Raw genomic sequence first — 25,977 nt, 5'->3', positions numbered from 1 at the left:
CACCGCCCGTGACCACTCCCAAGACCCCCGCCGCCGCCCCGTTGACCTACCGCGACGCCGGCGTCGACATCGATGCCGGCAATGCCGTCGTCGAACGCATCAAACCCTTGGTCAAGCGCAGTTTCCGCCCCGAAGTGATGGGCGGGCTGGGCGGTTTCGGCGCGCTGTTCGACCTGTCCGGCAAGTACCGCGAGCCGGTGCTGGTGTCCGGCACCGACGGCGTCGGCACCAAGCTGAAGCTGGCGCAACAGCTGGGCCGGCACGACAGCATCGGCATCGATCTGGTCGGCATGTGCGTCAACGACGTACTGGTGCAGGGCGCCGAGCCGCTGTTCTTCCTGGACTACTTCGCCACCGGCAAGCTCGACGTGGAGACCACCGTGGCGGTGGTCGGCGGCATCGCCCGCGGCTGCGAACTGGCCGGCTGCGCGCTGATCGGCGGCGAGACCGCGGAAATGCCCGACATGTACCCGCCAGGCGAGTACGACCTGGCCGGCTTCACCGTCGGCGCGGTGGAGAAGTCGCAGCTGCTCGACGGCGCCAAGGTGCGCCAGGGCGACGTGCTGATCGGCATCGCCTCTTCCGGCCCGCACTCCAACGGCTATTCGCTGGTCCGCCGCATCTACGACCGCGCCGGGCGCCCGGCCGAGCTGCAGCTCGGCGGCACCACCCTGGCCGACGCGCTGATGGCGCCGACCGCGCTGTACGTCAAGCCGATCCTGTCGCTGCTGCGCGGCGAGCACGCCGACGGCATCCACGCGATGGCGCACATCACCGGCGGCGGCCTGACCGAGAACATCATCCGCGTCATCCCCGACGGCCTGGGCCTGGACATCCGCGCCAGCGCCTGGACCCTGCCGCCGGTGTTCGAATGGCTGCAGCGCGAAGGCGCGGTCGCCGACAGCGAGATGTGGCGCACCTTCAACTGCGGCATCGGCTTCGTGCTGGTGGCCGCGCCCGACCAGATCGCCGCGCTGGAGCGCAGCCTGGACACGCTGGGCCTGGCGCATTGGCAGATCGGCGCGGTGGTGGCGGCCGGCGCCGGCGAACGCGTGCACATCGGCTGAGCCGCATGGCGGCGGGCAAACGCGCCTGGCTGGCGCTGACCCTGGCGGTGTTCGCCGCCAGCTGGGTGCATACGCTGTGGCCGGCGGAACAGGCGATGCACAGTTCGCTGGCGGTGCTGGGCATCGCCTGGCTGGTCTGGCACGACCGCCGCTGGCCGCTGCGCAGCGCGCACTTCGCCGCGATCTGCGCGTTCATCAGCGTGCACAACATCGCCGCGCACTGGCTGTATTCCAACGTGCCCTACGACCAGTGGCTGCGCACGCTGAGCGGCGGCTGGTCGCCGAACGCCGCGTTCGGCTGGCAGCGCAACCACACCGACCGGCTGATCCACCTGCTGTTCGGGCTGTGCTTCGCGCCGGCGCTGCGCGACTACGCCCGTCAGCGCTGGCCGGCGCTGACCGCACGGCAGGCGTTCGTGCTGGCGACGATGGCGATCATGTGCGCCAGCCTGCTCTACGAATGGCTGGAGTGGCTGATCGCGCTGCTGCTGTCGCCGGAGCAGGCCGAGTCCTACAACGGCCAGCAGGGCGATCCGTGGGACGCGCACATGGACATGCTGCTGGCCACGCTGGGCTGCGCGAGCGCCTGGCCGTGGCAGCGCGGCGGGCGCCTGCCCCCTTCCCCGCACTAGAAGACGGACGATGGCACTGCCCCCACCCCTTCCCGTTGCGGACATCGCCCACGCCGAGACCCTGCGTGCCGAGTCCGAGCTGAGCACCCTGGCGATGCTGTATGCCGTGATGGCGGGGCTGCAGTGCCTGATGCTGCTGCTGGTCGGCGGCCTCCTGGCCTACGGCGTGCATCGCGAGGCCGAGCTCAACGCCGTCGGCCAGAGCCCCGACCAGGCCCAGGCCGGGGTGGTCGCGATCGTGCTGCTGTCGATGCTGCTGGCGTTCGGGCTGGTCTCGCTGATCCTGAAGGTGCTGACCGGGCGCGCGCTGCGCCAGCGCCGCCGCCTGCTGCTGTGCAACGCCACCGCCGTGGTGACCTGCCTGGGTTTCCCGCTGGGCACGGCACTGGGCGTGTGGACCCTGCTGGTGCTGCAGCGCCCGGCCGCCATCGCCCTGTTCCGGAAGGCGTAGCCGATGACGATCCGTCTTGCGGTGCTGGTCTCCGGCCGTGGCTCCAACCTGCAGGCGCTGCTCGACGCGATCGCCGCCGGCGCGCTGGACGCGCAGGTGGCGGGCGTGTTCAGCGACCGCGCGCAGGCGCCGGCGTTGGCCAAGGTGGCGCCGGCACAGCGCTGGTCGGCGGCGCCTGGCAGCTTCCCCGACCGCGCCGCCTTCGACCAGGCGCTGGGCGACGCGGTCGCCGCCGTGCAGCCGGACTGGATCGTCTGCGCCGGCTACATGCGCATCCTCGGCGCCGGCTTCGTGCAGCGCTTCGCCGGCCGCCTGCTCAACATCCACCCGTCGCTGCTGCCCAAGTACCGCGGCCTGCACACGCATGCGCAGGCGCTGGCGGCCGGCGACGCCGAACACGGCGCCAGCGTGCACTTCGTGGTGCCGGAACTGGATGCCGGCGCGGTGGTCGCGCAGGTGCGGGTGCCGGTGCAGCCCGGCGACCGCCCGGAGGACCTGGCGCAACGCCTGTTGCCGCGCGAGCACCAGCTGCTGTGCGCGGCGCTGCAGCTGGCTGCGTCCGGGCGCCTGGCTGAACGGGATGGCAGGGTCTGGCTCGACGGTCAGTGCCGGTTTAGTCCGCTGCGCCTAGATTGCCAGGGCATGCTGATTCCCTGAATACGTCGCAGCGCGAAGCGCACTGGTCGTGTTCGCGCCCAACTTCCCTCCCTCGCAGCCATCCCATGAAGCTCCTTCCGCGTCAGTTCGCTGTTCTCGCCGTGGCCAGCCTCGGCCTGCTGGCGCCAGCCGTCGGCGTGCTCGCGCAGGCGCCGCCGCCTGCGCCATCTGCACCGGCATCGGCCCAGGCCGCACCGGCCACGGCCGCCGCACCCGGCGCGCCTGCCGCGGCGGCGCCGGGCCTGCCGGCCGAAGCCTGGACGCCGCCGCCGCTGCAGCCGTTCGTGGCCACCTACCAGGCGCTGTACAAGGGCAAGCAGGCCGGCGACGCGCGCATGGAAGTCAGCCACGGCAATGGCGACGAATGGCGCGTGGACCTGGGCGTGCAGGGCCGCAGCGGCTTCGCCAGCATCCTCGGCCTGAACATCGAGCAGAGCACGGTGTTCCGCACCCAGGACGGGCGCTACGTGCCGCAGAGCCAGAGCACGGTGAAGAAGGCGATGTTCTTTGGCAAGAAGGTCACCGGCGTCTACGACTGGAGCAAGGGCGTGGCGCGCTGGGACGGCGACCTGAAGAAGGACCGGCAGCAGCCGATCCCGCTGCAGCCCGGCGACCAGAGCGCGCTGCTGATCAACCTGTCGATCATGCGCGACGCGCAGCCGGGCAAGACCATGACCTACCGCTTCGTCGATGTCGGCCGGGTGCGCGAACACATCTACCACGCCGCCGAGCAGACCGAGACGGTGCAGGTCGGCGACATCAGCTACGACGCGCTGCGCGTGTCGCGCACCAACGGCGGCAAGAATGAGACCATTCTGTGGATCGCCAACGGCGTGCCGACGCCGGTGCGTATCCTGCAGCGCGAAGACGGCGAAGACCGCATCGACCTGCGCCTGACCGAATACCAAGGAGTCTGACCATGACACGCATCGCCCGCCCGCTGTCCGCCGTCGCCGCCGCCCTGCTGGCGCTGGCCAGCCTGCCCGCCCTGGCGCTGGAGCCGTTCAAGGCGGACTACCAGGCCAGCTACATGGGCATGCAGGCCAACGGCTTGATGACCCTGGCCAGCGAAGGCAACAACCGCTGGCGCTACAGCCTGTCGATCAAGAACCAGGTCGCCGACCTGAGCCAGAGCACCGTGTTCGAGGAAAAGGGCGGGCAGCTGCGCCCGCTCAGCAGCGACGACCGCTCGCTGTTCCTGATCAAGAAGAAGGCGGTGACCGCCAACTACGACTGGAGCACCGCGCAGGCGACCTGGGCCGGCGACATCAAGCCCGACCGCCGTGGCCCGGTGAAGCTGCAGCCCGGCGACATGGACGCGCTGCTGATCAACCTGGCGATCGCGCGCGACGTCAACGCCGGCAAGACCCCCAGCTACCGCATGGTCGACGAGGGCCGCGCCAAGCCGATGACCTACAAGGTGGCCGGCAAGGAAGCGATCACCGTCAACGGCAAGAGCGAGCAGGCGACCAAGGTCAGCCGCAGCGACGGCTCCAAGGAAATCATCGCCTGGATCGTGCCGGACATGCCGGTGCCGGTACGCATCCTGCAGCGCGAGAACGGCCAGGACGCACTGGACCTGACCATCAAGACGCTGCACTGATCCGCGCAAGGGCGGCAAAGCTCGCCCAAGGCGCGGACCGCCAGATCTTCCGCGCCGTGCACGCCGGCAACGCCCTTCCGCATAAAAGAAACCCCGGCCGAGACCGGGGTTTTTTTTAGCCGATGGCGGACGCCAGGGTCCGCCGTCCGTGCATTCGGGCACGGCGCCGGCGCATCACCATTCGTACATCAGCTGCAGACGTGCATAGCGCGGCGTCTGGTAGTACTGACCGAGCTTGTAGTACTCGTAGTAGCTGGTACCGGACGAGCTCACGGTCTCGTAGGCCTGATACACCTGCAGCGGCTTGACGTTGTTGAAGATGTTCAACAGCGAGAGCTGCGCCGTCAGGCCCTTGATCGCGGCAGGCTTGTAGACCAGATTCGGACTGGCGTTGAAGGTCCACGGCGTGCGCCCCTGCGTTCCCTGGGTGCTGATCTCGCCGTTGCACACGTGCCACTGCGCCCCATAGCCGTAGTAGGTATCCAAGGTGCCGTAGCCGCCGCCGTAGCAGCTGACCGGAGCGCCCGACTGCACCTGCAGGGACAGGCCGACCTGCCATTCCGGTGAGAACTTGTAGGCCCCATAGAGCTTCAGCGTGTGCATGTGGTCGTTGGGAAGGAAGCCGTACGCGCCTTGCATGATCTGCGCGAAATCGAAATCCGCCGTGGTTCCGGTATCCGACTGGCCGTTGTTGGATTTGACCAGGCCCTCGTAGTTGCCCTTGCTCTGCGACCACGTGTAATTGACGTTGGCATACCAGGTGTCGGTGGACTTCTCCGCGCTCAGGGTCAACGCCTTGTAGGTGCGCCGGGCCTTGGAACCGAGCGAATCGGCGGACATGGTGATGGTGTCGAGCTTGCCGTCGCCATCGACGTCGACACTGACGGTGGAGGAGCTTCCGGGATTGTAGAGCCAGCAACCCGAAGCGCCTTCCGGCGCAGTCCACTCGTCCCATGCCGAGGTGTCGTAGCCGGCGGAAGTGGCCGCGTTGTAGAGCGACTGGGTCGAACAGGTATCGTCGATGGCGTTGTGGATCTTGCGGTAGGTTCCCTTGATTCCCAGCACCCAGCTGTTGAGGAAGTCGTTCTGGGTGTTCAAGGTGTACTGGTAACCGAGGATCGCCTCGTCCTGGGTATACGGCTTGAGGTTCTTGCTGGTCACGCTTGTCGCATTGGGCGAGGTGCCGTTCTCGCCGTTGTAGTAGTAGGTGTCGCCGATCTGCGAGGCGTTGAGCGGCACGCCGGTCGAACTGACGCCGCTGTAGCTGTACAGCGTCTCCGAGTAGACCGAGGCGCTGGCCGCGCGCAACGCGACGTTCGCGGCGATCGGCAGGGCGTAGCGTCCCAGGTTGCCGAACAGACGCGACGCGCCGTCGCCGTTCACGTCCCAGGAAAAGCCCAGGCGCGGCTGCCAGATGTTGTCCTGCTTGACGAACACGTCGCCGGCGGTGTTGTAGTTCTTGAAGCCGTCGTTGCGGATGCCCAAGGACAGCAGGAAATTGCTGGTGACATGCCACTTGTCCTGCACGTACCACGAATTCTGCTTCACCTCGACGGTGCCGCCGGTCTTGTAGACGTAGTCGTAGACGTAGTTGTCGTTGTAATAGTAGTAGTAGTGGCCGCCGGAATACGAAGTGCCCTGGCGAGCGGTGAAGTCGTTGTAGTCGTAGCCGAAGGACAGATCGTGGTTGCCCAGCGTCCACTGGAAATCGAGCCGGGTGTCCTCGCGCTGGCTGTAGCCATTGCTGATGCCCAGCGTCGAACTGGCGTAGCAGCTGTTTTCGGCACCGGTATAGCGCGACGCATAGAAGGTGACCGGGCAGCCGGAGCTGCTGGTGGAATTCACATCGCCGTCGTAGGTCGTCGTCGTGCCGTCCGGGCTTCTGGTGTATTGCTCGCTGACGGTCTTCATCTTGCCGTATTGCAGCGACGCGGTCAGATTGTCGGTCAGGTTGCTGGTCCACTTGAAGACCGTCGTGGGACCACCGCTCTTGGACACGAGCCGGCCGTTGTAAGTGGTCCGGGTCACCTCGTCGCCGCTGAACGAGGTCTTGAAATAGTCGTAGCTGGTCCGGCTGCTGTCGTCGAAGCCGGTGAATTCCAGATGGTTGCGATCGTTCGGGAACCAGTCCAGTTTGACCAGTTTGTACGGCTTGCTGGTGTTGTAGTCGTAGCTGGTGCTGCTGGTGCTGGTGGACGCGGTGCGTCCGTTCCAGACGCTGCCGGTGTTGCGCTGAAACTGTCCGATCACGAACACGAACAGCTTGTCCTGGATCAGCGGACCGCCTTCCCAGAGCGAGTAGGTATTGGAGTTGGTGGTGTTGTTGCTTTGCGGGCGGTACAGGCTGCCGCTGCGGAAATACTCGTCGTCCAGGTGCGCGCGCAACGCGTCCGGCGCCGAATCGATGCTCACCCCGCCGTGCCACTCGTTGGTGCCGCGCTTGATGTTGACGCTGGTGACGCCGCCAGTGGAAAAGCCGTACTCGGCGCCATAGCCGCCGGTCTGCACGTCGAGCTGGTCGATCGCCTGCCACGGCACCTCGCTGAAGGACAGGCTGTCGTAGGAGTCGGTGATGTTCATGCCGTTGACGTAGTACGCGTTCTCGGCCACCGACGCGCCACCGAACGAATTCAGGTTGCCGAAATAGCCGCTGCCCTGCGAGGTGCCTGGGGTCATGCGGGCGACGCTGCTCACGTCCCGCGGCAACGGCAGTTCGTTCAACTGTGCGGCATTGAAGGTGCTGCGCGATTCGACGCTGCTGGTGTCGATGCCGTTGACCACGATCGGCGCCTTGACCGTGACGGCGCGCAACGACTTCGTCGCCGGCTCGCCGAAATCGACCGTCACCGTCTTGCCGGCCACGACCATCACATTGCGCGTGGCGACCACATTGCCGTTTTCGATGAGACTGACATCGTAGCTGCCGCTCGGCAGCGCGGGGATGCGGAACTTGCCTTCCGCGCCCAACGCGACGACGCGGGCTGTCCCGCTATCCAGGCTCTTGATCTGGATCTGCACGCCTTGCACATAGGCCGCGCTGCCGGCGATGTCGCCGGCGGTACTCTGCGCCAGCGCAGTGCCCTGCACCAGGCACAGGCCCAGCATCGTGGCTATTACGGTAGGTTTGAACGAGTGGCGTGAACGTGTCTGGCTCATGAGGGCGGGTTCTTGCAGGACGAGGCGTTGGGGGCCTTCCGCGGCACGCGCGGCGAGAGACGCGCACGTGGGCGGAAGACGGAGTCGCCGTTACGCAGGCTCTTAACGAAATTCCTACGAAGGCTTGACCCGCATTTACGCATCGGGGTTGCGCCGGACGTTTACCGGGCATCGCCGCCGCTCCACGCAATCACGACGTTCAGGCAAGAACCACGACATTGCGGACACGCTTTGCCCGCGCGCTGCGCAGAAAACGCTTGTCCAGCAGAATTTCAGTCGTTGCGGTCACCGATACAAACGGCGCCACGCATGAACGGCGAGCTGCAAATCGGCGCGCCGTTCTTCATAAAACGTTCATATGCGCTTTGTGGCGCACCCCAAGCGGCTGCGTGCGCAGCTTCCACGCCATCCGGTGCGGCCGTCCCGATGCCGCCATCCAGGCGCAAGACGCGCCGCATGCGAAGCGCCGGGCGTTGCATCGTGGCAACGCCCGGCCTTGGCGCGGCCGCCGCGATCGACGGCGGAGCCGTGGCCGCCGACTACTTGGCGTGGTCGGCCGGCGCGAACGTGGTGCGGCAGTCCACGCGGATCTGCGCGCCGCTGTCGCGCCAGTAGAAGGTGCTGCACTGGCGCGGGCCGTCCTGGGTGCGGGTCACGCCGACCGCGTAGAACGCCTGCGCGATCTCGCTGCGGCTGACCTGGCCGTCGCCGTTCCAGTCCATGTCGCGCTGTTCGATGCCCTGGGTGATGGCGATGCCCGCGTACCAGGCGTAACCGACCCAGGCCAGCACCAGGATCACCACCGCCAGCAGCACCTTGCGCCGGCGGGTGAAGCGGCCCTTGAGGATCATGCGATGCGCCGGATGGACGCGCCCAGCGCCCCCAGCTTCTCCTCGATGTTCTCGTAGCCACGGTCCAGGTGGTAGATGCGGTCGATGGTGGTGTCGCCGTCGGCGACCAGCCCGGCCAGGATCAGCGAGGCCGAGGCGCGCAGATCGGTGGCCATCACCGGCGCGCCACTGAGCCGCTCGTTGCCGCGCACGATCGCGGTATGGCCTTCGACCTGGATGTCCGCGCCCAGGCGCAGCAGTTCGTTGACGTGCATGAAACGGTTCTCGAAGATCGTCTCGTTGATCACGCCGACGCCGTCGGCCACGCAGTTGAGCGCCATGAATTGCGCCTGCATGTCGGTCGGGAACGCCGGGTACGGCGCGGTGGTCAGGCTGACCGCGCGCGGGCGCTTGCCATGCATGTCCAGGCGGATCCAGTCCGGGCCGCTCTCGATGGTGGCGCCGGCCTCGCTCAGCTTGTCGAGCACCGCGTCGAGCGTGTCGGCGCGCGCGCGGCGCACGGTGACGCTGCCGCCGGTCATCGCCGCGGCGACCAGGAAGGTGCCGGTCTCGATGCGGTCGGGCAGCACCGCGTGGCGGCCGCCGGACAGGCGCTCCACGCCCTGCACCACGATGCGCGAGGTGCCGGCACCTTCGATCCTGGCGCCGAGCGCGATCAGGCAGTCGGCCAGATCGGTGACTTCCGGTTCCATCGCCGCGTTCTCCAGCACCGTGGTGCCGTCGGCCAGGGTCGCGGCCATCAGCACGTTCTCGGTGCCGGTGACGCTGACCATGTCGAACACGTAGCGGCCGCCCTTCAAGCGGCCGTTGCTGGTCGCCTTGATGTAGCCGTTCTCGACGCTGATCTCCGCGCCCAGCGCCTGCAGGCCCTTGATGTGCTGGTCCACCGGCCGCGAGCCGATCGCGCAGCCGCCGGGCAGCGACACTTCGGCCGCGCCGAACTTGGCCAGCAGCGGGCCCAGCACCAGGATCGAGGCGCGCATGGTGCGCACCAGTTCGTACGGCGCGACGTGCTGGTCGACCTTGCGCGGATCGACGGTGATCGCGCTGCCGCGCGCCAGGGTGCCTTCGTCGATGGTGACTTCGGCGCCCAGTTCGCCGAGCAGCTTCACCGTGGTGATCACGTCGTGCAGTTGCGGCACGTTGGTGATCTCCACCGGCGCATCGGCCAGCAGGGTCGCGCACAGGATCGGCAGCACCGCGTTCTTGGCGCCGGAAATGTTCACTTCACCGTGCAGCGCGTTGCCGCCGGTCACTACGATTTTGGCCATGGGTCTCGGGGGATTCGAAAAGAAGAAACGGAACGGAACGCGGCTCAGCCGGCCTGCTCGGGGGTCAGCGTGGTCAGCGCCAGCGCATGGATCGCCCCGCCCATCAGCTCGCCCAGCGTCGCGTAGACCATGCGGTGGCGGGCCAGCGGCAGCTTGCCGGCGAACGCGGCGCTGACCACGGTGGCCTCGAAGTGCACGCCGTCGTCGCCCTGCACCTGCACGCGCGCGCCGGGCAGGCCGGCCTCGATCAGTTTACGGATGGTTTCGGCGTCCAACGGGCTTTCCTAATAAAATGATTGGCCATTCTACCCTCCGACCGGCATCCGCATGGCTGTATCGCCCCTGTCCCCCGCCGCGATCGACGACGCCAGCCTGGTCGCCAGCGGCCGCCGCGTGGTCGAGATCGAGCAGGCTGCGCTGGGCGCGGTCGGCGCGCGCATCGGCGCCGCGTTCGCCGCCGCCTGCCGGCTGATCCTGGCCTCGCGCGGGCGCGTGGTCGCCACCGGCATGGGCAAGTCCGGGCATGTGGCGCGCAAGATCGCCGCCACCCTCGCCTCCACCGGCACCCCGGCGTTCTACGTGCATCCGGGCGAGGCCGGGCACGGCGACCTGGGCATGATCACCGATGCCGACGTGGTCCTGGCGCTGTCCTATTCCGGCGAATCCGACGAGATCCTGATGCTGCTGCCGGTGCTCAAGCGCCAGGGCAACGCGGTGATCGCGATGACCGGCCGCGCCCAGTCCACGCTGGCCCGCGAGGCCGACCTGCACCTGGACGTCAGCGTGCCGGCCGAGGCCTGCCCGCTGGACCTGGCGCCGACCTCCAGCACCACCGCCTCGCTGGCGCTGGGCGATGCGCTGGCGGTGGCGCTGCTGGACGCGCGCGGCTTCACCGCCGACGATTTCGCCCGCTCGCACCCGGCCGGCAGCCTGGGCCGGCGCCTGCTGCTGCACATCACCGACGTGATGCACGGCGGCGACGACCTGCCGCGGGTGCGCGAGGACGCCAGCCTCAGCGAAGCGCTGGTGGAGATGAGCCGCAAGCGCCTGGGCATGACCGCGGTGGTCGATGGCGACGGGCGCCTGCTCGGCCTGTTCACCGACGGCGACCTGCGCCGTACCCTGGACAGCGCGCTGGACGTGCGCCAGACCCGCATCGCCGACGTGATGACCCGGCAGCCGCGCACGATCGGCGCCGACCAGCTCGCCGCCGAGGCCGCACGGCTGATGGAAACCCATAAGATCAACGGCTTGATCGTGGTCGACGGCGACGGCCGCGCGGTCGGCGCGCTCAACATTCACGACCTGTTGCGCGCCAGAGTGGTTTAACAGCCTGAACTTGTTCACCGCCCGCCGGCGCCCTGCGCCGCTGGCCCTGGCCTGCTGGAAAGCCGGCCTTCCCGCCCCGATATAGCGAACCATGCCCTATTCCCCGCTGGCCGACCTTCCCGCCGACCTGATCGACCGCGCCGCCCGGATCCGCCTGGCGTGCTTCGACGTCGACGGCACGCTGACCGACGGCCGCCTGTACTACGACCGCGACGGCAACGAGAGCAAGGCGTTCAACGTGCTCGATGGCCAGGGCCTGGTGCAGCTGCGCCGGCACGGCATCGAGGTGGCGCTGATCACCGCGCGGCCCAGCCTGGCCGCGGAGAAGCGCGGCCAGGAACTGGGCCTGCTGGTGCAGATCGGGGTCAAGGACAAGCGCGCCGGGGTGCAGGCGCTGTGCGACGAACGCGGGCTGAGCCTGGAGCAGGTGTGCTTCATGGGCGACGACCTGCCGGATCTGGCGCCACTGCGCGTGGTCGGCCTGGCGGTGGCCCCGGCCAATGCGCATCCGTGGACCGCCGAGCATGTGCACTGGCTGACCCGCGCCCGCGGCGGCGAAGGCGCCGCACGCGAGCTGTGCGACGTGCTGCTGGCCGCGCAAGGCCACGTCCCCTCCCTGCTGCAGGAGCATGGCGCATGAGCTGGCGCACCGTTCTCGGCGGCCTGTTGCTGGTCGCGGCCGTGGTCAGCGGCTGGTCGGCCTGGCACCAGCGCAGCAAGCGGGTGCCGACGAGCGACGCCGAGGCCCGCTCGGACTACATCGCGCACGATTTCCAGATCGTCGCGCTGGACAAGCAGGGCAAGGAGTCGATGACCCTGCGCGCGCCGCAGATGGAACGCAGCCGCGCCGACCAGACCATGGCGATCGAAACCCCGCTGTTCCTGATGCCGGACGCCAACGGCCAGCACTGGGAAATGCGCAGCAAGACCGGCTGGGTCAGCGCCGACGGCACCGAACTGCGCCTGCGCGGCGACGTCGCCGGCGACAGCCCCAAGGTGCCCAGCATCCCGCCCACCACCTTCCGTACCCAGAGCCTGGACGTCTTCCCGCAGACCAGCACCGCGCGCACCGCCGAACCGGTCACCATGACCCGGCCCGGTATGATGCAGTCCGGCGTCGGCTTCGAGGTCGACTTGAAATCCCGGCAGTACAAGCTCCTTTCACAGGTCAAGACCCGCTATGAACCCAACGCTGCCCGCTAAGCTCGCGCTGCTCGCCCTGCTGCTGCCCGCACTGGCGATGGCCAAGTCGTCCGATCGCAATCAGCCGATGGACATCAAGTCCGACAAACAGGACGGCAACATGCTCGCCGACAACGGCCAGGTCCATTACTGGGGCAATGTCGTCATCATTCAAGGAACACTTGAAATCCACGCAGATAAAGCCGACTTGTTCCTCAAGAACGGCGACATTGATCGCGTCGTGTTCTCCGGCAAGCAGGCGACACTGAAGCAGGAGTTGGACGACGGCTCGCCGATGGACGCGGTTGCCGACAACATCGACTACAAGGTGCCGACCGACACGGTGGTGTTGACCGGCAACTACCGCATGACCTCGCCCAAGGGCACCAATGCCGGCCAACGTATGGTCTACAACACCAAGACCGGCGACATGCAGGGCGGCGGCGACGGCACCCGCGTGCACACGGTGATCCAGCCGAAGAACGCGGCGCCGGCCGGCGCCGCTGGCGCCAAGCCAGCTGCCAAGCCCGCCGCGACGCCGGCCAAGCCCACCACGCCGGCCAAGCAAGGAGGCCAGTGATGCTGCTCGCCGAAGGCCTGCGCAAGCGCTACAAGCAGCGCGAGGTCGTGCGCGAGTTCGCCCTGACCCTGGAGGCGGGCGAAGTGGTCGGCCTGCTCGGCCCCAACGGCGCCGGCAAGACCACCTGCTTCTACATGATCGTTGGCCTGGTCGAGGCCGATGCGGGGCGCATCGTGCTCGACGGCAACGACATCACCGCGCTGCCGATGTACAAGCGCGCCAAGCTCGGCGTCGGCTACCTGCCGCAGGAGCCGTCGGTGTTCCGCAAGCTCAGCGTGGCCGACAACATCCGCCTGGTGCTGGAACTGCGCGAGGACCTGGACGACGCCGGCCGCGAGCGCGAACTGTCCTCGCTGCTGGACGAACTGCAGATCGGCCACGTCGCCGACCAGCTCGGCGCCAGCCTGTCCGGCGGCGAGCGCCGCCGCTGCGAGATCGCCCGCGCGCTGGCCGCCAAACCGCGGATGATGCTGCTCGACGAACCCTTCGCCGGCGTCGACCCGATCTCGGTCGGCGAAATCCAGCGCATCGTCACCCACCTCAAGCAACGCGGCATCGGCGTGCTCATCACCGACCACAACGTGCGCGAAACCTTGGGAATCTGCGACCGGGCGTATATCCTCAACGAAGGCAGCGTGTTGGCGCAGGGGGCGCCGGAAGCGCTGCTGGCCAATAGCGACGTCCGCCGCGTCTACCTCGGGGAAACCTTCAGGCTCTGACCGCGCGGGCGTTGCGCCACGCCCTTTCCCGTTCGGCACAGGCATGAAAGCACGGCTGCAGACATCGCTGGGACAGCATCTGGTCATGACGCCGCAGTTGCGGCAGGCGATCAAGCTGTTGCAGATGTCCAGCGCCGAACTGGAAGTGGAGATCGCCGAGGCGGTGGAGAGCAATCCGCTGCTGGAATGGGCCGAAGACGCCGCACCCACGCTCGATGTGGCCGGCACCGGCAGCGCCGAAGGCGAGGCCGAGGTCGCGCCGCCGGCCGGCGATACGCTGGACAACGTGCCGCAACACGACGGCGACGACTGGTCCGATGCCGAGCCGGCCTGGAGCAGCGGCGGCGGCGGCTCCTTCGACGACGACGACGACATGGGCAGCGCCGCCGAGCGCGTCGCCGAACCCGACACGCTGATCGATCACCTGTTGTGGCAGTTGCACCTGTCGCACCTGTCGCCGCGCGACCGCAGCATCGGCGCGGCGCTGATCGACGCGCTCGACGACGACGGCTACCTGCGCGAACCGCTGGCCACGATCGCCGAAACCTTGCAGCCGGACATCGTCGCCGAGGAGGAGGAAATCCTCACCGTGCTGCACCAGATCCAGCGCTTCGACCCGGTCGGCATCGCCGCGCGCACGCTGGGCGAATGCCTGAACCTGCAGTTGGACGTGCTGCCCGCGGACACGCCCGGACTGGAACTGGCGCGCGCCATCGCCAACGGTCCGCTGGAGAAACTGCCGCGCAGCGGCATCGCCGGCATCGCCCACGAACTCAAGCGCCCGGCCTCGGCGGTGGAGACCGCGGTCACGCTGCTGCGCTCGCTGGACCCGCGCCCGGGCAAGCAGGTCGGCGAACTCAGCGCCGACACCTACGTGGTGCCCGACTGCGTGATCTGGCGCCAGCGCGGCGTCTGGCACGCGGCGCTGGCCGGGCACGCGCGGCCCAAGGTCACCATCCACCGCGGCTACGAACAGCTGATCCGCCAGTGCGGCGAAAGCGACGCCGGCTACCTGCGCGGCCAGTTGCAGGAAGCGCGCTGGCTGCTGAAGAGCCTGGAGGCGCGTGGCGAGACCCTGCTCAAGGTGACCCGCTGCCTGCTGCGCCAGCAGGCCGGCTTCCTCGAATTCGGCGAACAGGCGCTGCGCCCGCTGACCCTGCGCGAGATCGCCGGCGAACTGGGCCTGCACGAGAGCACCATCTCCCGCGCCATCGCCCGCAAGTACGTGCGCACCCCGCGCGGCACCATCCCGCTGCGCGCCTTCTTCGCCTCCGGCATCGACACCGATAGCGGCGGTGAAGCCTCCAGCACCGCCATTCAGGCGATGATCCGGCGCCTGATCGAGGCCGAGAACCCGCGCAAGCCGCTTTCTGACGCCAAGCTGGCCGACCTGCTGAAAGGCGCCGGCGTGCCTGTAGCGCGGCGCACGGTTGCGAAGTATCGTGAGGCCATGAACATTTCCGCTTCCCACGAACGCGTCCGCATCGGTTGACGCATCGGCGGCAGGCGGCAATGGTTCATAAGGTGAATCCCGAACCAAGGAGTATCCGATGCGTATCGAGACCTACGGCCAGCAGATCGAAGTCACCCCCGCCTTGCGCGAGTACGTGGAGACCAAGCTGCAGCGGCTGAAGCGGCATTACGAGGAAACCATCGAGGTCCGCGCCCAGCTGGCGCTGCGCAAGCCCGACCACCACGTCGAAGCCACGGTCAACGTTCCCGGCCGCACCCTGCACGCCGATGCCAGCGCGCAGACCATGTACGCGGCGATCGACCTGCTCGCCGACAAGCTCGACCGGCTGATCATCAAGCACAAGGAAAAGAAACAGGACCACCACGCCGCCGAGGTGCGCGACAATATCGTGTGATCCTGCACACGTTGCTCCTGCCATGCCCTTGACCGATCTGATGGCGGCCGTCCGCACCCAGGTGCTGCCGGCCGCCGATCGCGACACCCTGCTGCGTACCGCCGCCGGCCTGCTGGCCTGTCCGCAAGCCGGCTTCGACGAACTCTTCGCCAGCCTGCGCGAGCGCGAACAGCTCGGCAGCACCGCCATCGGCCATGGCATCGCCATCCCGCACGGCCGCGCCCCGCATCTCGACGCACCGCGTGGCGCGTTGTTGCGGCTGGACCAGCCGATCGACTTCGACGGCCACGGCGCGCAGGTCGACCTGATCTTCGCGATGGCCGTGCCGGCGCACTACACCCACCAACACCTGATGCTGTTGTCGGAACTGGCCGAACAGTTCTCCGACGAGGGCTTCCGCGCCGCGCTGCGCCGCGCCCCCGACGCTGCCGCATTGCACGACCTGCTCGGCGGCGCCCCCCAGGCCAGCGCCGCATGAGCATGAATACCAGCATCACCGCCCGCGAACTGTTCGACCAGCAACGCGACCGGCTCGGCCTGCGCTGGCTGGGCGGACAGAAGGGCGAACACCGCGAGCTGGAAGCCGGCAACGCGGTGTCGCGGCGCCCGTCGCTGGCCGGCTACCTCAATACGATCTACCCGAACAAGGTGCAGATCCTCGGCACCGAGGAACTGGCCTGGCTGGATTCGCTGGATTCGCGCCAGCGCTGGGAGACCATCGAGAAGATCGTGCAGGTGCGGCCGCTGGCGCTGGTGATCACCAAGAACCAGTCGTGCCCGGAAGACCTGCGCGCGGCCGCCGACGAATCCGATACGCCGCTGTGGGGCTCGCCCAAGCGCGGCCACGAACTGCTCAACCACCTCTCCTATCATCTGGCGCGCACGCTGGCGCCGCGGGTGATCCTGCACGGGGTGTTCATGGAGATCTACTCGATCGGCGTGCTGATCACCGGCGAGGCCGGCTCCGGCAAGAGCGAGCTGGCGCTGGAACTGCTCAGCCGCGGCCATCGGCTGGTCGCCGACGACGCCCCCGAGTTCACCCAGATCGCGCCCGACGTGCTCGACGGCACCTGCCCGGAACTGCTGCAGGACCTGCTGGAAGTGCGCGGCCTGGGCGTGCTCAACGTGCGCGACATGTTCGGCGACACCGCTGTAAAGAAGAACAAGTATCTTCGCCTGATCGTGCACCTGACCCGGCCCATGACCGAACCGACCCCGCATGGCTACGAGCGCCTGACCGGCGATTCCGGCACCCGCCACGTGCTGGACCTGGACGTGCCGCTGATCACCCTGCCGGTGATGCCCGGACGCAACCTGGCGGTGCTGACCGAGGCCGCCACGCGCCTGCACATCCTGCGCACCAAGGGCATCGACCCGGCGGCGATGTTCATCGCCCGCCACAGCAACCTGCTCGAACGGCGCACGCCATGAACGCGGTGGCGAACACCTCCACCCTGGTGATCGTCAGCGGCCTGTCCGGCTCCGGCAAATCGGTGGCGCTGAAGACCTTCGAGGACCTGGACTACTACTGCGTCGACAACCTGCCGGTGGAACTGCTGCCGGCCTTCGTCAAGAGCCTGGTGCGCGACGACGTCGGCCCCGGCAAGCTGGCGGTGGGCATCGACGTGCGCAGCCGCCACAGCGACCTGGCGCAGCTGTCGCGCTGGCGCGAGGCGGTGGCGCAGTTCGGCCTGGACGCGCGGCTGCTGTTCTTCGACGCCACCGACGAGGCGCTGATCAAGCGCTACGCCGACACCCGCCGCCGGCACCCGCTGTCGCACCTGGGCCTGTCGCTGCCCGAGGCGATCGAGCGCGAGCGGGCGCTCACCGAACCGCTGCGCCGCGAGGCCGACGCGGTGATCGACACCAGCACGCTCAACGTGCACCAGCTGCGCCGGCGGGTGACCACCGAGTTCGCGTTGACCAACGAGAACAGCCTGTCGCTGCTGTTCGAATCCTTCGCCTACAGGCGCGGGGTGCCGGCCGAAGCCGACTTCGTGTTCGACGCGCGGGTGCTGCCCAACCCGCACTGGGATCCGGAACTGCGGCCGCTGACCGGCCGCGACAGCGGCGTGCGCGACTACCTGGACGCACAGCCGGACGTGCAGCGGTACACCGCGCAGATCGTCGACCTGCTCGACACCTGGCTGCCGCGGCTGCGCAACGACACCCGCAGCTACGTCACCATCGCCTTCGGCTGCACCGGCGGCAAGCACCGCTCTGTGTACCTGGCCGAACGCCTGGCCCGCCACGCGCGCGAGCAGGGCTGGCCGGAAGTGGCGACGTTCCATCGCGAGCAGGACTGAAGGGCCGGGATTGGGGATTCGGGATTGGCAAAAGCGGGAGCGGCTGCGGCCGTTGCTCTGGCGTTTGCGAATCCCCAATCCCGAATCCCCACTCCCGGCCTTCCGGCCATTCCCTGCGCCCTGCCCGACCTGTTAACGTTCTCCCATGGCCTGTGGCATTCTCCTGATTACTCATCCCGGTGTGGGCGCGTCGCTGTTGAGCGTGGCCACCGGATTGTTGCGGCAGTTGCCGCTGAAGACCGAAGCGTTCGAAGTTCCGCTCGATGCCGATCTGGATGCGCTGCTGCCGCAGGCGTCGGCGGCGTTGCGGCGGGTCGATGACGGCGACGGCGTGCTGGTCGTGACCGACCTGTACGGCGCCAGCCCGAGCAACCTGGCGACGAAACTCGCCCGCCTCGGCACGCCGGTGCGGCGCGTCTCGGCGCTGAGCCTGCCGATGCTGCTGCGGATCATGAACTACCCCGAACAGGGGCTGGACCAGTTGCCCGCGACCGCGGCCGCTGGCTCGCGCAATGGAGTGGTGATCGACGATGCTTGAACGCGAACTCATCGTATCCAACCGACTGGGCCTGCATGCGCGCGCGACCGCCAAGCTGGTGCAGACGCTGTCCTCGTTCCGCTGCAACGCCACGCTCGCGGCCAAGGGCCGCGAGGTCAACGCCAAGAGCATCATGGGCGTGATGCTGCTGGCCGCCGCGCAGGGCACGCCGGTGACGGTGCGGGTGGACGGCGCCGACGAAGCCGACGCGCTGGAGGCCGTGGTCGGCCTGTTCGAGCGGCGCTTCGACGAGGACAGCTGAGCATGCGGCGCCGGCCGCCGGCCGCGACCACGCCGCCGCGCCGACACGGGTGCGCGCGGTGAGCCTGCGCATCGCCGGCCATGGCGCCTCGCGCGGCAACGCGCTGGGCCGCGCGCGCGTGCGCCTGCCGCATGCGCTGGACGTGGCCGAACAACGCATCGGCGCAGCGCAGGTGCCCGAGGAACTGGAACGCCTGCACCTGGCGGTAAACGCCGCGCGCGAGGAAATGCACGGCCTGCGCCAGCGCCTGCATGGCGCCCTGGCCAAGGAGGTCGGCGAGTTCCTCGACCTGCACGCGCTGCTGCTCGACGACCCGGAACTGCTGCACGGCCTGGACGAACTGATCCGCACCGGCCGCTACAGCGCCGACTATGCGTTGCGCCTGCAGCGCGACCGCCTGGCGACCGTGTTCGACGCCATGGAGGACGCCTACCTGAAAAGCCGCATGGACGATCTGGACCATGTGATCGGGCGCATCCACGCGTTCCTGCAGAAGCGCCAGCCCGACAGCGCCGGCCTGGCCGGCGAGATCCTGGTGTGCGAGAACGTGGCGCCGTCGGAACTGGCGCAATTGCAGGCGCAGGGCGTGGTCGGCATCGTCACCAGCGCCGGCAGCGCGCTGTCGCACAGCGCGATCCTGGCGCGCAGCCTGCACCTGCCGCTGGTGGTCGGCGTCGCCGATGCGCTGCAGAAGATCAACGACGGCGACGTGCTGATCGTCGACGGCGTGCAGGGCGCGGTGATCGTCGAGCCCACGCCCGACGACCTGCGCGACTACCGGACCCGCGTGCGCGACCAGGCCAAGCTGCAACGCGGCCTCGGCAAGCTGCGCTCCAAGCCCAGCCGCACCCTGGACGGGGTCGATATCGTGCTGCTGGCCAATGCCGAGTCGCGCGACGACGTGGCCCGCGCGCATGCGCTCGGCGCCGACGGCCTGGGCCTGTACCGCACCGAATTCCTGTTCCTGCAGCGCGACGCGCTGCCCGACGAGGAAGAACAGTTCCGCACCTACCGCGACGCGGTGCTCGGCATGAGCGGGCGGCCGGTGACGATACGCACCCTGGACCTGGGCGCGGACAAGGCCGACCGCACCGGCCTGACCATGAGCAACGAGCAGAACCCGGCACTGGGCCTGCGCGGCGTGCGCCTGTCGCTGGCCCGGCCGAAGGTCTCGGACACGCAGCTGCGCGCGATCCTGCGCGCCTCCGGCTACGGCCCGGTGCGCGTGCTGGTGCCGATGATCAGCGCGCGCGAGGAGATCATGGCGATGCGCCGGCATCTCAAGCGCATCGCCGCGCAACTGCGCCGCGAGGGCCACGCCATCGCCGAGCAGGTGCAGATCGGCGCGATGATCGAGGTCCCGGCCGCGGCGATCGCGCTGGACACCTTCATCGACGCCATCGACTTCCTGTCGATCGGCACCAACGACCTGGTGCAATACCTGCTCGCCGCCGACCGCAACAACGAAGCGCTGGGCGAGCTGTATTCGCCGCTGCACCCGGCGGTGCTGCGCCTGATCGCGCAGGTCATCGCCACCGGCCACGCCCACGCCAAGCCGGTGGCGGTGTGCGGCGAGATCGCCGGCGATCCGGCGCTGACCCCGATCCTGCTGGCGCTGGGGCTGCGCGAGTTCAGCCTGCACCCGGCGACGATGCTGGAAGTACGCCGGGTGATCCGCGACACCGACCTGCAGGCGCTGCGCCTGCGCGGCGCCAAGCTGCTGCAGGCGCGCGACCGCAAGGGCATCGAGCGCTGGTTGGCTTGAGAGCCGGGATTGGGGAGTCGGGATTGGGGATTCGCAACAATCAAGAGCGTGCGTGACCACCTGCGCTACCACCGCGCCGGTGCTAGCGCAATGACCCCTGCTCCAGCTCCCGCGCTTTCAGGCCCCACCGCCTCTGGAAAGCAGATTCGGGATCTGCAGCTGCGCCTGCGCAGGAAGAGCTTCAGCCCCGGCGCTCTAACGGCAAGGCGTCGGGGCTGAAGCCCCTCCTACAGGGAGCGGACGCCGATTTCCGGGCATGGCACTTTTTTCGCCAGCCCGCAGGACGCGATTTCGCCGGACGGCGCCGCGCCGTTGCGACTCCCCACTCCCGACTCCCAAATCCCTGCCCGCTGTGCTTCCCGCAACATGCAGGCGATAATGTTGCGATGAACATCTGACCGACCGCGAGCCCTCGGCGCGCGGCCTTCCACTTTCAGGAGCAGCGCATGGCCGATGCCGTCCGCCACGACAAGACCGCGCGGCAGCTGCGTTTGCTGTCCGATGCGCTGGACAGCGGGCGCCTGGGCCCGGTGCGGCGGCTGGTCAATACGCTGGCGCCGGCCGAGATCGGCAACCTGCTCGAGTCGCTGCCGCCCGGCAAGCGCGTGGTGGTGTGGGGCCTGGTCGATCCGGAAGACGACGGCGAAGTGCTGCTGCACGTCGGCGAGGAGGTGCGCGAAAGCCTGCTCGCGGACATGGACCCGGACGAGATCATCGCCGCGGTCGAAGACCTCGACATCGACGACCTGGCCAACCTGGTCGAGGATCTGCCCGACACGGTCATCGACGAAGTGCTCAAGTCGATGGACCGCGAGAACCGCGAGCGCCTGGAACAGGTGCTGTCCTATCCCGAGGACAGCGCCGGGCGCCTGATGAACCCGGACGTGGTCACCGTGCGCGCCGACGTCAACGTCGACGTGGTGCTGCGCTACCTGCGCCTGCGCGGCGAACTGCCGGACCACACCGACCACCTGTTCGTGGTCAGCCGCCGCCACCAGTACCTGGGCCGGGTGTCGCTGGCCGCGCTGGTCACCCACGAGGATTCCACCCCGATCAACCGGCTGATCGACGACGAGCAGCCGGCCATCGACGTGGGCGAAGGCGCCGACGAGGTCGCGCGGCAGTTCTCCGACCACGACTGGATCTCCGCGCCGGTGGTGGACGACAACAACATCCTGCTCGGCCGCATCACCATCGACGACGTGGTCGACATCATCCGCGACCAGGCCGAGCACCAGGCGATGAGCGCCGCCGGCCTGGACGAGGACGAGGACATGTTCAGCCCGGTGCGGCGCGCGTTCCGGCGCCGCCTGCTGTGGCTGACCATCAACCTGGGCACCGCGTTCATCGCCTCCAGCGTGGTCAGCCAGTTCGAGGGCACCATCTCCAAGCTGGTGGCGCTGGCCGCGCTGATGCCGATCGTCGCGGGCATGGGCGGCAACGCCGGCACCCAGGTGCTGGCGCTGATGGTGCGCGGCCTGGCGCTGGGCCAGATCGGCGCGTCCAACGTCACCGTGCTGCTGCGCAAGGAACTGGCGGTGGCGCTGATCAACGGCCTGGCGCTGGGCATCGGCCTGGGCCTGATCGTCCTGGCCTGGTTCAAGCAGCCGCTGCTGTCGCTGGTGATCGGCTCGGCACTGACCATCAACCTGCTCACCGCCGCGCTCGGCGGCGTGCTGGTGCCGCTGACGCTCAAGCGCCTGGGCTTCGATCCGGCGCTGGCCGGCGGCGTGATCCTGACCACTCTGACCGACGTGATGGGCTTCCTGAGCTTCCTCGGCCTGGCCACGCTGGTGCTGCTGTAGGCGAGCCTGCGCGGCATGCGCATTGCCGCGAACGCCGTCGCATCGCCCGCGCGCGCACATGTGTCGGCTTTCTCGCCGTCGCGTGCCGGGCGGCCGCGACAGGCTGAACGCCGCGCGGGTGGCGCCTGACTGGCGCATGTCCGGACCCGGCCCTGGCCGCACGCCGCTCTGTCGCCGAAGCGCCGGGACGCCGATACTGGGGACCTCCACCGCCGAGGGCCGCCCATGTCCATGCGTTCGTTGCTGATGCTGCTGTGCCTGTCGATGGTCGGTTGCAGCAGCCTGCCCAGCGACCCGGCCACCGGCCATTTCGTGTCCCGCCAGCTGACCGTGGACGGTCGCCTGTACCGCTACCAGGTGTTCGTGCCGGCGCCGCCGCACCGCCAGGGACCGGTGCCGGTGGTGCTGTTCCTGCACGGCTCCGGCGAGCGCGGCAGCGACGGCAGGCAGCAGGCCGATGCCGGCGTGGGGCCGTACCTGCGCCGCCACCTGGGCGACTTCCCGGCGCTGGTGGTGATGCCGCAGGTGCCGGACGAGCAGGAGTGGAATGGGGTCAACGCGACCATGGCGCTGCAGGCGCTGGACGCGGCCAGCGCGGAATTCAACGGCGATCCGCAGCGCACCTACCTGACCGGCATGTCGATGGGCGGCTACGGCACCTGGGAAATCGCGCTGCAGCAGCCGCAGCGTTTCGCCGCGCTGGTGCCGGTGTGCGGCGCGATCCTGTCCCCGCACGAGGATCGCGAATACCTGGTGGTGACCCCGGTGGCGGAACTGCCCGACCCCTACACCGCGCTGGCCGAACGCCTGCAACGGATCCCGGTGTGGATGTTCCATGGCGCCGAGGACGACGTGGTGCTGCCGCACGACGACCGCAAGATCTATCGCGCGTTCAAGAACCTGGATGCCGACGTGCGCTACACCGAATATCCGGAAGGCAACCACAACGCCTGGGATGCCACCTACCGCGACCCGAAGATGTGGCAATGGCTGTTCGCGCAGAAGCGCGGCGGCGACACCGCCGACGCGGCGCCGGAGACCGCGACCGGCGGCAGCTGAGCCGGCGGTGCGCACCGGCGCGTCTTCCGGCCCTGCCCCTGTAGGAGCGGCTTCAGCCGCGACCGAACCCTTGCCACAAGCGGCAGCGCCCGGACCGGAAATGCGCCCGACACGGCCGGCGCCAAGCCAGGCGAAGGCAGGGCAACGGCTACCAGACGAAGGCGCCTGAACGTAGCCGCGGCGCGCTCGCCCGCCGCGAATGCGCGTGCAAATATATTGCGCGCTAGGCTTGCATGCGCACGGCGCGCCCCTCGGCGGCGCAGCATCCACCCCCGCGCAAAACCGCGTACAGTCCGCGCTCGTTTCTTCCCGGGCCGCCCATGGCAACCGACACCGCCTCCGCACAGGCCGATTTTCTCGAACGGCTGCAGCGCCTGGACGCGAGCACCGCCGGCCTCGCCGATGCCGCGCTCCCGCCGTTGCTGATCGCCACCTCCGATCCCGCCGCGCCCTGGCGGCTCAGCGAGACCGGACAATGGCTGCTGCAGGTACTGAAGGCCAGGCAGGCGCTGTCGCACGCCGCGCACGCCACCACCCTGTCCGCCGATGCGCTGCGCCGCGACCAGAAGTTCGCGCCGCCTGGGCGGCCGTCGCTGCACATCGTGCAGTTGCGCCAGCAGCAGGCGGCCGCGCAGCAGGCGACGCGGCGTGCGAAACAGGACTTCGCCCAGGCCGCGGCCGGTTTCGCACGCAGCGCCGGTCTATCGCCGCCGACCAGGCTGAGCCTGAGCGAGTTCCTGCAGCGCTGGATCGATAGGTATGTGCGGTAGGGGAATCGGGAATGGGGAATGGGGAATCGGCAGAAGCGGGCTCTAATCGATCGCTGCCTGCACCGCGCGCGCGCAGTGCATTCGCAGCGCTGGCGCCTGCTTTTCCGAGGCCGGCAGAAACGTGCGTGGGCGGTCGACGCGTGCAACGCATAGTGGCGACGCCGCCATGGCCCTTGTCCCTGCTTGTCGGAGTTCGCGTGTCGCTACCGCCTCGCCGCTGAACGCCGACGCGCGCCCGCTCCGCGAAGCGGGTTGAACGCCAGGCCGCAGGCGACCGGCTTGCTATCCTTGCCGGCCCGTTCTTCCTCGCCGATACGCGCGCCGATTGCCGCCATGTCCGTTCTTCCCTCCGCATCCGCCGCAGACCGCGCCACCACCCTCGCCGACTGCCGCGTGCATGCGCCCTGCCCGGCCGCACCCGCCGCGACGGCGGCATGACCATGCTCAGCGGACACTCGGCGAACCTCGCCACCTGGAGCATCTGCGCGCTGGCCACGGCGGGCGTGATCACGCGGCCGTTCAAGCTGCCCGAGGCGCTGTGGGCGGTGGGCGGCGCGGTGCTGTTGATGGTCCTCGGCCTGATGCCCGGCGTCGAAGCCTGGCATGCGGTGCTGAAGGGCTACGACGTCTACCTGTTCCTGATCGGGATGATGCTGCTGTCGGAAACCGCGCGCGCCGAGGGCCTGTTCGACTGGGTGGCAATGCATGCGGTGAACCTGGCCAAGGGCTCGCCGCGGCGCCTGTTCGCGCTGGTGTTCGGGGTCGGCATCGTGGTCACCGCGTTCCTGTCCAACGACGCCACCGCGGTGGTGCTGACCCCGGCGGTATACGCGGCCGCACGCAAGGCCGGGGCCAAGCCGCTGCCGCTGCTGTTCGCCTGCGCGCTGATCGCCAACGCCGCCAGCTTCGTGCTGCCGATCTCCAATCCCGCCAACCTGGTGCTGTACGGCGGCACCATGCCGACCCTGGGCGCGTGGATGGCCGCGTTCGCGCTGCCGTCGCTGCTGGCGATCGGGGTCACCTTCGGCATGCTGTACTGGGCCGAGCGCAAGGACCTGCGCGGACGCTGCGCCGAACGCGTGGACACGGTGCCGCTGAGCCGCGGCGGCGCCTTCGCGCTGGCCGGCATCCTCGCCACCGCGGCGCTGCTGGTCGGCGTGTCGGCGCTGGGCCTGGAGCTGGGCCTGCCCACCTGCCTGGCCGGCGTGGCCACGCTGGCGGCGGTGTGCCTGGGCGGCCGGCAATCGCCTCTGCCGCTGGCCAAGGCGGTGTCGTGGGCGGTGCTGCCGCTGGTGGCCGGGCTGTTCGTGCTGGTCGAGGCGTTGTCGCGCACCGGGGTCATCGCCTGGCTCGCGCAGACGCTGTCCGCCTCCGCGGCGCAGTCGCCGCTGGCCACCGCCGGCGCGTCCGGCACGCTGCTGGCGTTCGCCTCCAACCTGATGAACAACCTGCCGGCCGGATTGATCGCCAGCACCACCATCGCCCAGGCGCATCCGCCGCAACTGGTCGTCGACGCGCTGCTGATCGGCGTGGACCTGGGGCCAAACCTGTCGATCACCGGCTCGCTGGCCACCATCCTGTGGCTGACCGCGATCCGCCGCGAAGGCGAGGACGTGGGCTTCTGGCGCTTCCTGAAAGTCGGCGCGCTGGTGATGCCGCCGGCCCTGCTGTGTGCGCTGGGCGCGCGCCTGTTGCTGGGCTGAGCCGTCGCCGCTCTTGTGTAGGAGCGGCTTCAGCCGCGACGAACGTGAGCACCGGGCGCTCTGCATTCCTCGCAAAAAACGCCACGTGCTCTTCAGCCTTCATCGCAGTACCCGGCATCAGGTCGCGGCTGAAGCCGCTCCTACAGGAAGCTGGGCGCCCTGCCCTGCCCTGCCCGCTGCGCGCGCCGCCGCCGCGCCACGCCGCTGATCAATGCGATCGCGGCGGTCAGCGCGGCCATCGACAGGAATTGCGCACGGGTGTCGGGCGAGGCCACCAGGCCGTTACCGCTTTTGTGTAGGAGCGGCTTCAGCCGCGACGAGCGTGAGCCAGAGGGCTTTGCGTTCTCGCAAGAACCCCGTGCTGTGCGGGCCTGATCGCGTTACCCACCTTCCGGTCGCGGCT

Annotated in this window: 28 protein-coding genes; 23 read left to right on the top strand and 5 right to left on the bottom strand. The window is 68.9% G+C overall.

The annotated features are described in order from the left end of the window. The first annotated feature begins 41 nt into the window (after window positions 1-41). The 6 genes from purM (at window position 42) to JR064_RS06450 (ending at window position 4,410) form a co-directional block, all read left to right on the top strand. Window positions 42-1,067, top strand: coding sequence for a phosphoribosylformylglycinamidine cyclo-ligase (gene purM / locus JR064_RS06475; protein ID WP_206229232.1), 1,026 nt, complete (start codon window positions 42-44; stop codon window positions 1,065-1,067). Between the two features lie 5 nt (window positions 1,068-1,072). Continuing rightward, entirely contained in the window at window positions 1,073-1,699 is a 627-nt protein-coding gene (locus JR064_RS06470; RefSeq protein WP_206229174.1) for a DUF2238 domain-containing protein, read from the top strand. Window positions 1,700-1,709: 10 nt separating this feature from the next. Then, window positions 1,710-2,150, top strand: coding sequence for a hypothetical protein (locus JR064_RS06465; protein WP_206229173.1), 441 nt, complete (start codon window positions 1,710-1,712; stop codon window positions 2,148-2,150). A 3-nt stretch (window positions 2,151-2,153) separates the two neighbouring features. Beyond that, the gene (purN, locus tag JR064_RS06460) at window positions 2,154-2,807 is read left to right on the top strand and encodes a phosphoribosylglycinamide formyltransferase (RefSeq protein ID WP_191825743.1); all 654 of its coding nucleotides are present in this window, start codon (window positions 2,154-2,156) and stop codon (window positions 2,805-2,807) included. Window positions 2,808-2,872: 65 nt separating this feature from the next. Then, window positions 2,873-3,724, top strand: coding sequence for a DUF3108 domain-containing protein (locus JR064_RS06455; protein ID WP_179566223.1), 852 nt, complete (start codon window positions 2,873-2,875; stop codon window positions 3,722-3,724). A 2-nt stretch (window positions 3,725-3,726) separates the two neighbouring features. Further along, the gene (locus JR064_RS06450) at window positions 3,727-4,410 is read left to right on the top strand and encodes a DUF3108 domain-containing protein (protein ID WP_206229172.1); all 684 of its coding nucleotides are present in this window, start codon (window positions 3,727-3,729) and stop codon (window positions 4,408-4,410) included. Window positions 4,411-4,584: 174 nt separating this feature from the next. Here JR064_RS06450 and JR064_RS06445 read toward each other — a convergent pair whose 3' ends face one another. The 4 genes from JR064_RS06445 to JR064_RS06430 form a co-directional block, all read right to left on the bottom strand. After that, a complete protein-coding gene (locus JR064_RS06445; protein ID WP_206229171.1) occupies window positions 4,585-7,566 on the bottom strand; it encodes a TonB-dependent receptor in 2,982 nt (993 codons plus the stop codon). A gap of 539 nt (window positions 7,567-8,105) precedes the next feature. Then, window positions 8,106-8,417: an EF-hand domain-containing protein gene (locus JR064_RS06440; RefSeq protein ID WP_206229170.1), complete on the bottom strand. Its 312-nt coding sequence runs from the start codon at window positions 8,415-8,417 to the stop codon at window positions 8,106-8,108. Next, entirely contained in the window at window positions 8,414-9,688 is a 1,275-nt protein-coding gene (gene murA / locus JR064_RS06435) for a UDP-N-acetylglucosamine 1-carboxyvinyltransferase (RefSeq protein WP_206229169.1), read from the bottom strand. The genes JR064_RS06440 and murA overlap by 4 nt, the downstream gene beginning before the upstream one ends. A 44-nt stretch (window positions 9,689-9,732) precedes the next feature. Then, window positions 9,733-9,963, bottom strand: a complete 231-nt coding sequence (locus JR064_RS06430) for a BolA family protein (protein WP_003478139.1) — start codon at window positions 9,961-9,963, stop codon at window positions 9,733-9,735. A gap of 52 nt (window positions 9,964-10,015) precedes the next feature. Between JR064_RS06430 and JR064_RS06425 the strand changes: the two genes are divergently transcribed. The 17 genes from JR064_RS06425 to JR064_RS06345 all read left to right on the top strand — a co-directional run bounded on the left by JR064_RS06425 (window position 10,016) and on the right by JR064_RS06345 (window position 25,574). Then, entirely contained in the window at window positions 10,016-11,017 is a 1,002-nt protein-coding gene (locus JR064_RS06425) for a KpsF/GutQ family sugar-phosphate isomerase (protein ID WP_206229168.1), read from the top strand. Between the two features lie 91 nt (window positions 11,018-11,108). Next, window positions 11,109-11,657: a KdsC family phosphatase gene (locus JR064_RS06420; protein WP_179566232.1), complete on the top strand. Its 549-nt coding sequence runs from the start codon at window positions 11,109-11,111 to the stop codon at window positions 11,655-11,657. Beyond that, window positions 11,654-12,220 carry an LPS export ABC transporter periplasmic protein LptC gene (gene lptC / locus JR064_RS06415; protein ID WP_191825747.1) on the top strand — a complete coding sequence of 189 codons (567 nt, stop codon included), beginning with the start codon at window positions 11,654-11,656 and terminating at the stop codon, window positions 12,218-12,220. The genes JR064_RS06420 and lptC overlap by 4 nt, the downstream gene beginning before the upstream one ends. Continuing rightward, window positions 12,198-12,779, top strand: coding sequence for a lipopolysaccharide transport periplasmic protein LptA (lptA, locus tag JR064_RS06410; protein WP_206229167.1), 582 nt, complete (start codon window positions 12,198-12,200; stop codon window positions 12,777-12,779). The genes lptC and lptA overlap by 23 nt, the downstream gene beginning before the upstream one ends. Next, window positions 12,779-13,498 carry an LPS export ABC transporter ATP-binding protein gene (gene lptB, locus JR064_RS06405; RefSeq protein WP_191825749.1) on the top strand — a complete coding sequence of 240 codons (720 nt, stop codon included), beginning with the start codon at window positions 12,779-12,781 and terminating at the stop codon, window positions 13,496-13,498. Before lptA ends, lptB begins: the two co-directional genes overlap by 1 nt. Before the next feature lie 43 nt (window positions 13,499-13,541). Further along, window positions 13,542-14,990, top strand: coding sequence for an RNA polymerase factor sigma-54 (locus tag JR064_RS06400; RefSeq protein WP_206229166.1), 1,449 nt, complete (start codon window positions 13,542-13,544; stop codon window positions 14,988-14,990). Between the two features lie 58 nt (window positions 14,991-15,048). After that, window positions 15,049-15,366: a ribosome hibernation-promoting factor, HPF/YfiA family gene (gene hpf / locus JR064_RS06395; protein WP_003478125.1), complete on the top strand. Its 318-nt coding sequence runs from the start codon at window positions 15,049-15,051 to the stop codon at window positions 15,364-15,366. Window positions 15,367-15,388: 22 nt separating this feature from the next. Further along, window positions 15,389-15,844 (top strand): PTS sugar transporter subunit IIA, encoded by a 456-nt coding sequence (locus JR064_RS06390; protein ID WP_179566238.1) that lies wholly within the window; start codon window positions 15,389-15,391, stop codon window positions 15,842-15,844. A gap of 2 nt (window positions 15,845-15,846) precedes the next feature. Then, window positions 15,847-16,797, top strand: a complete 951-nt coding sequence (gene hprK, locus JR064_RS06385; protein ID WP_179567931.1) for an HPr(Ser) kinase/phosphatase — start codon at window positions 15,847-15,849, stop codon at window positions 16,795-16,797. Then, complete coding sequence (gene rapZ / locus JR064_RS06380) at window positions 16,794-17,672, top strand: RNase adapter RapZ (protein ID WP_179566240.1); 879 nt, start codon at window positions 16,794-16,796, stop codon at window positions 17,670-17,672. Before hprK ends, rapZ begins: the two co-directional genes overlap by 4 nt. 145 nt (window positions 17,673-17,817) lie before the next feature. Further along, entirely contained in the window at window positions 17,818-18,210 is a 393-nt protein-coding gene (locus tag JR064_RS06375; RefSeq protein ID WP_179566242.1) for a PTS sugar transporter subunit IIA, read from the top strand. After that, window positions 18,203-18,472: an HPr family phosphocarrier protein gene (locus JR064_RS06370; protein WP_009591660.1), complete on the top strand. Its 270-nt coding sequence runs from the start codon at window positions 18,203-18,205 to the stop codon at window positions 18,470-18,472. Before JR064_RS06375 ends, JR064_RS06370 begins: the two co-directional genes overlap by 8 nt. Before the next feature lie 58 nt (window positions 18,473-18,530). Beyond that, window positions 18,531-20,237, top strand: coding sequence for a phosphoenolpyruvate--protein phosphotransferase (gene ptsP, locus JR064_RS06365; protein ID WP_179566244.1), 1,707 nt, complete (start codon window positions 18,531-18,533; stop codon window positions 20,235-20,237). 446 nt (window positions 20,238-20,683) lie between these two features. After that, window positions 20,684-22,042, top strand: coding sequence for a magnesium transporter (mgtE, locus tag JR064_RS06360; protein ID WP_179566246.1), 1,359 nt, complete (start codon window positions 20,684-20,686; stop codon window positions 22,040-22,042). 225 nt (window positions 22,043-22,267) lie between these two features. Further along, window positions 22,268-23,101: a carboxylesterase family protein gene (locus JR064_RS06355; RefSeq protein WP_191825751.1), complete on the top strand. Its 834-nt coding sequence runs from the start codon at window positions 22,268-22,270 to the stop codon at window positions 23,099-23,101. Between the two features lie 320 nt (window positions 23,102-23,421). Next, a complete protein-coding gene (locus tag JR064_RS06350) occupies window positions 23,422-23,871 on the top strand; it encodes a hypothetical protein (RefSeq protein WP_206229165.1) in 450 nt (149 codons plus the stop codon). Window positions 23,872-24,311: 440 nt separating this feature from the next. Then, entirely contained in the window at window positions 24,312-25,574 is a 1,263-nt protein-coding gene (locus JR064_RS06345; protein ID WP_425510277.1) for an arsenic transporter, read from the top strand. Between the two features lie 140 nt (window positions 25,575-25,714). Here JR064_RS06345 and JR064_RS23210 read toward each other — a convergent pair whose 3' ends face one another. Further along, a complete protein-coding gene (locus JR064_RS23210) occupies window positions 25,715-25,849 on the bottom strand; it encodes a hypothetical protein (RefSeq protein WP_277420374.1) in 135 nt (44 codons plus the stop codon). Between the last annotated feature and the right edge of the window lie 128 nt (window positions 25,850-25,977).

Origin of the sequence: Xanthomonas bonasiae (assembly GCF_017163705.1) — a bacterium.
In the GTDB taxonomy this organism is placed as follows: domain Bacteria; phylum Pseudomonadota; class Gammaproteobacteria; order Xanthomonadales; family Xanthomonadaceae; genus Xanthomonas_A; species Xanthomonas_A bonasiae.
Note: the sequence above shows the minus strand (reverse complement) of the source record. Positions and strands in the feature narration are given on the sequence as shown.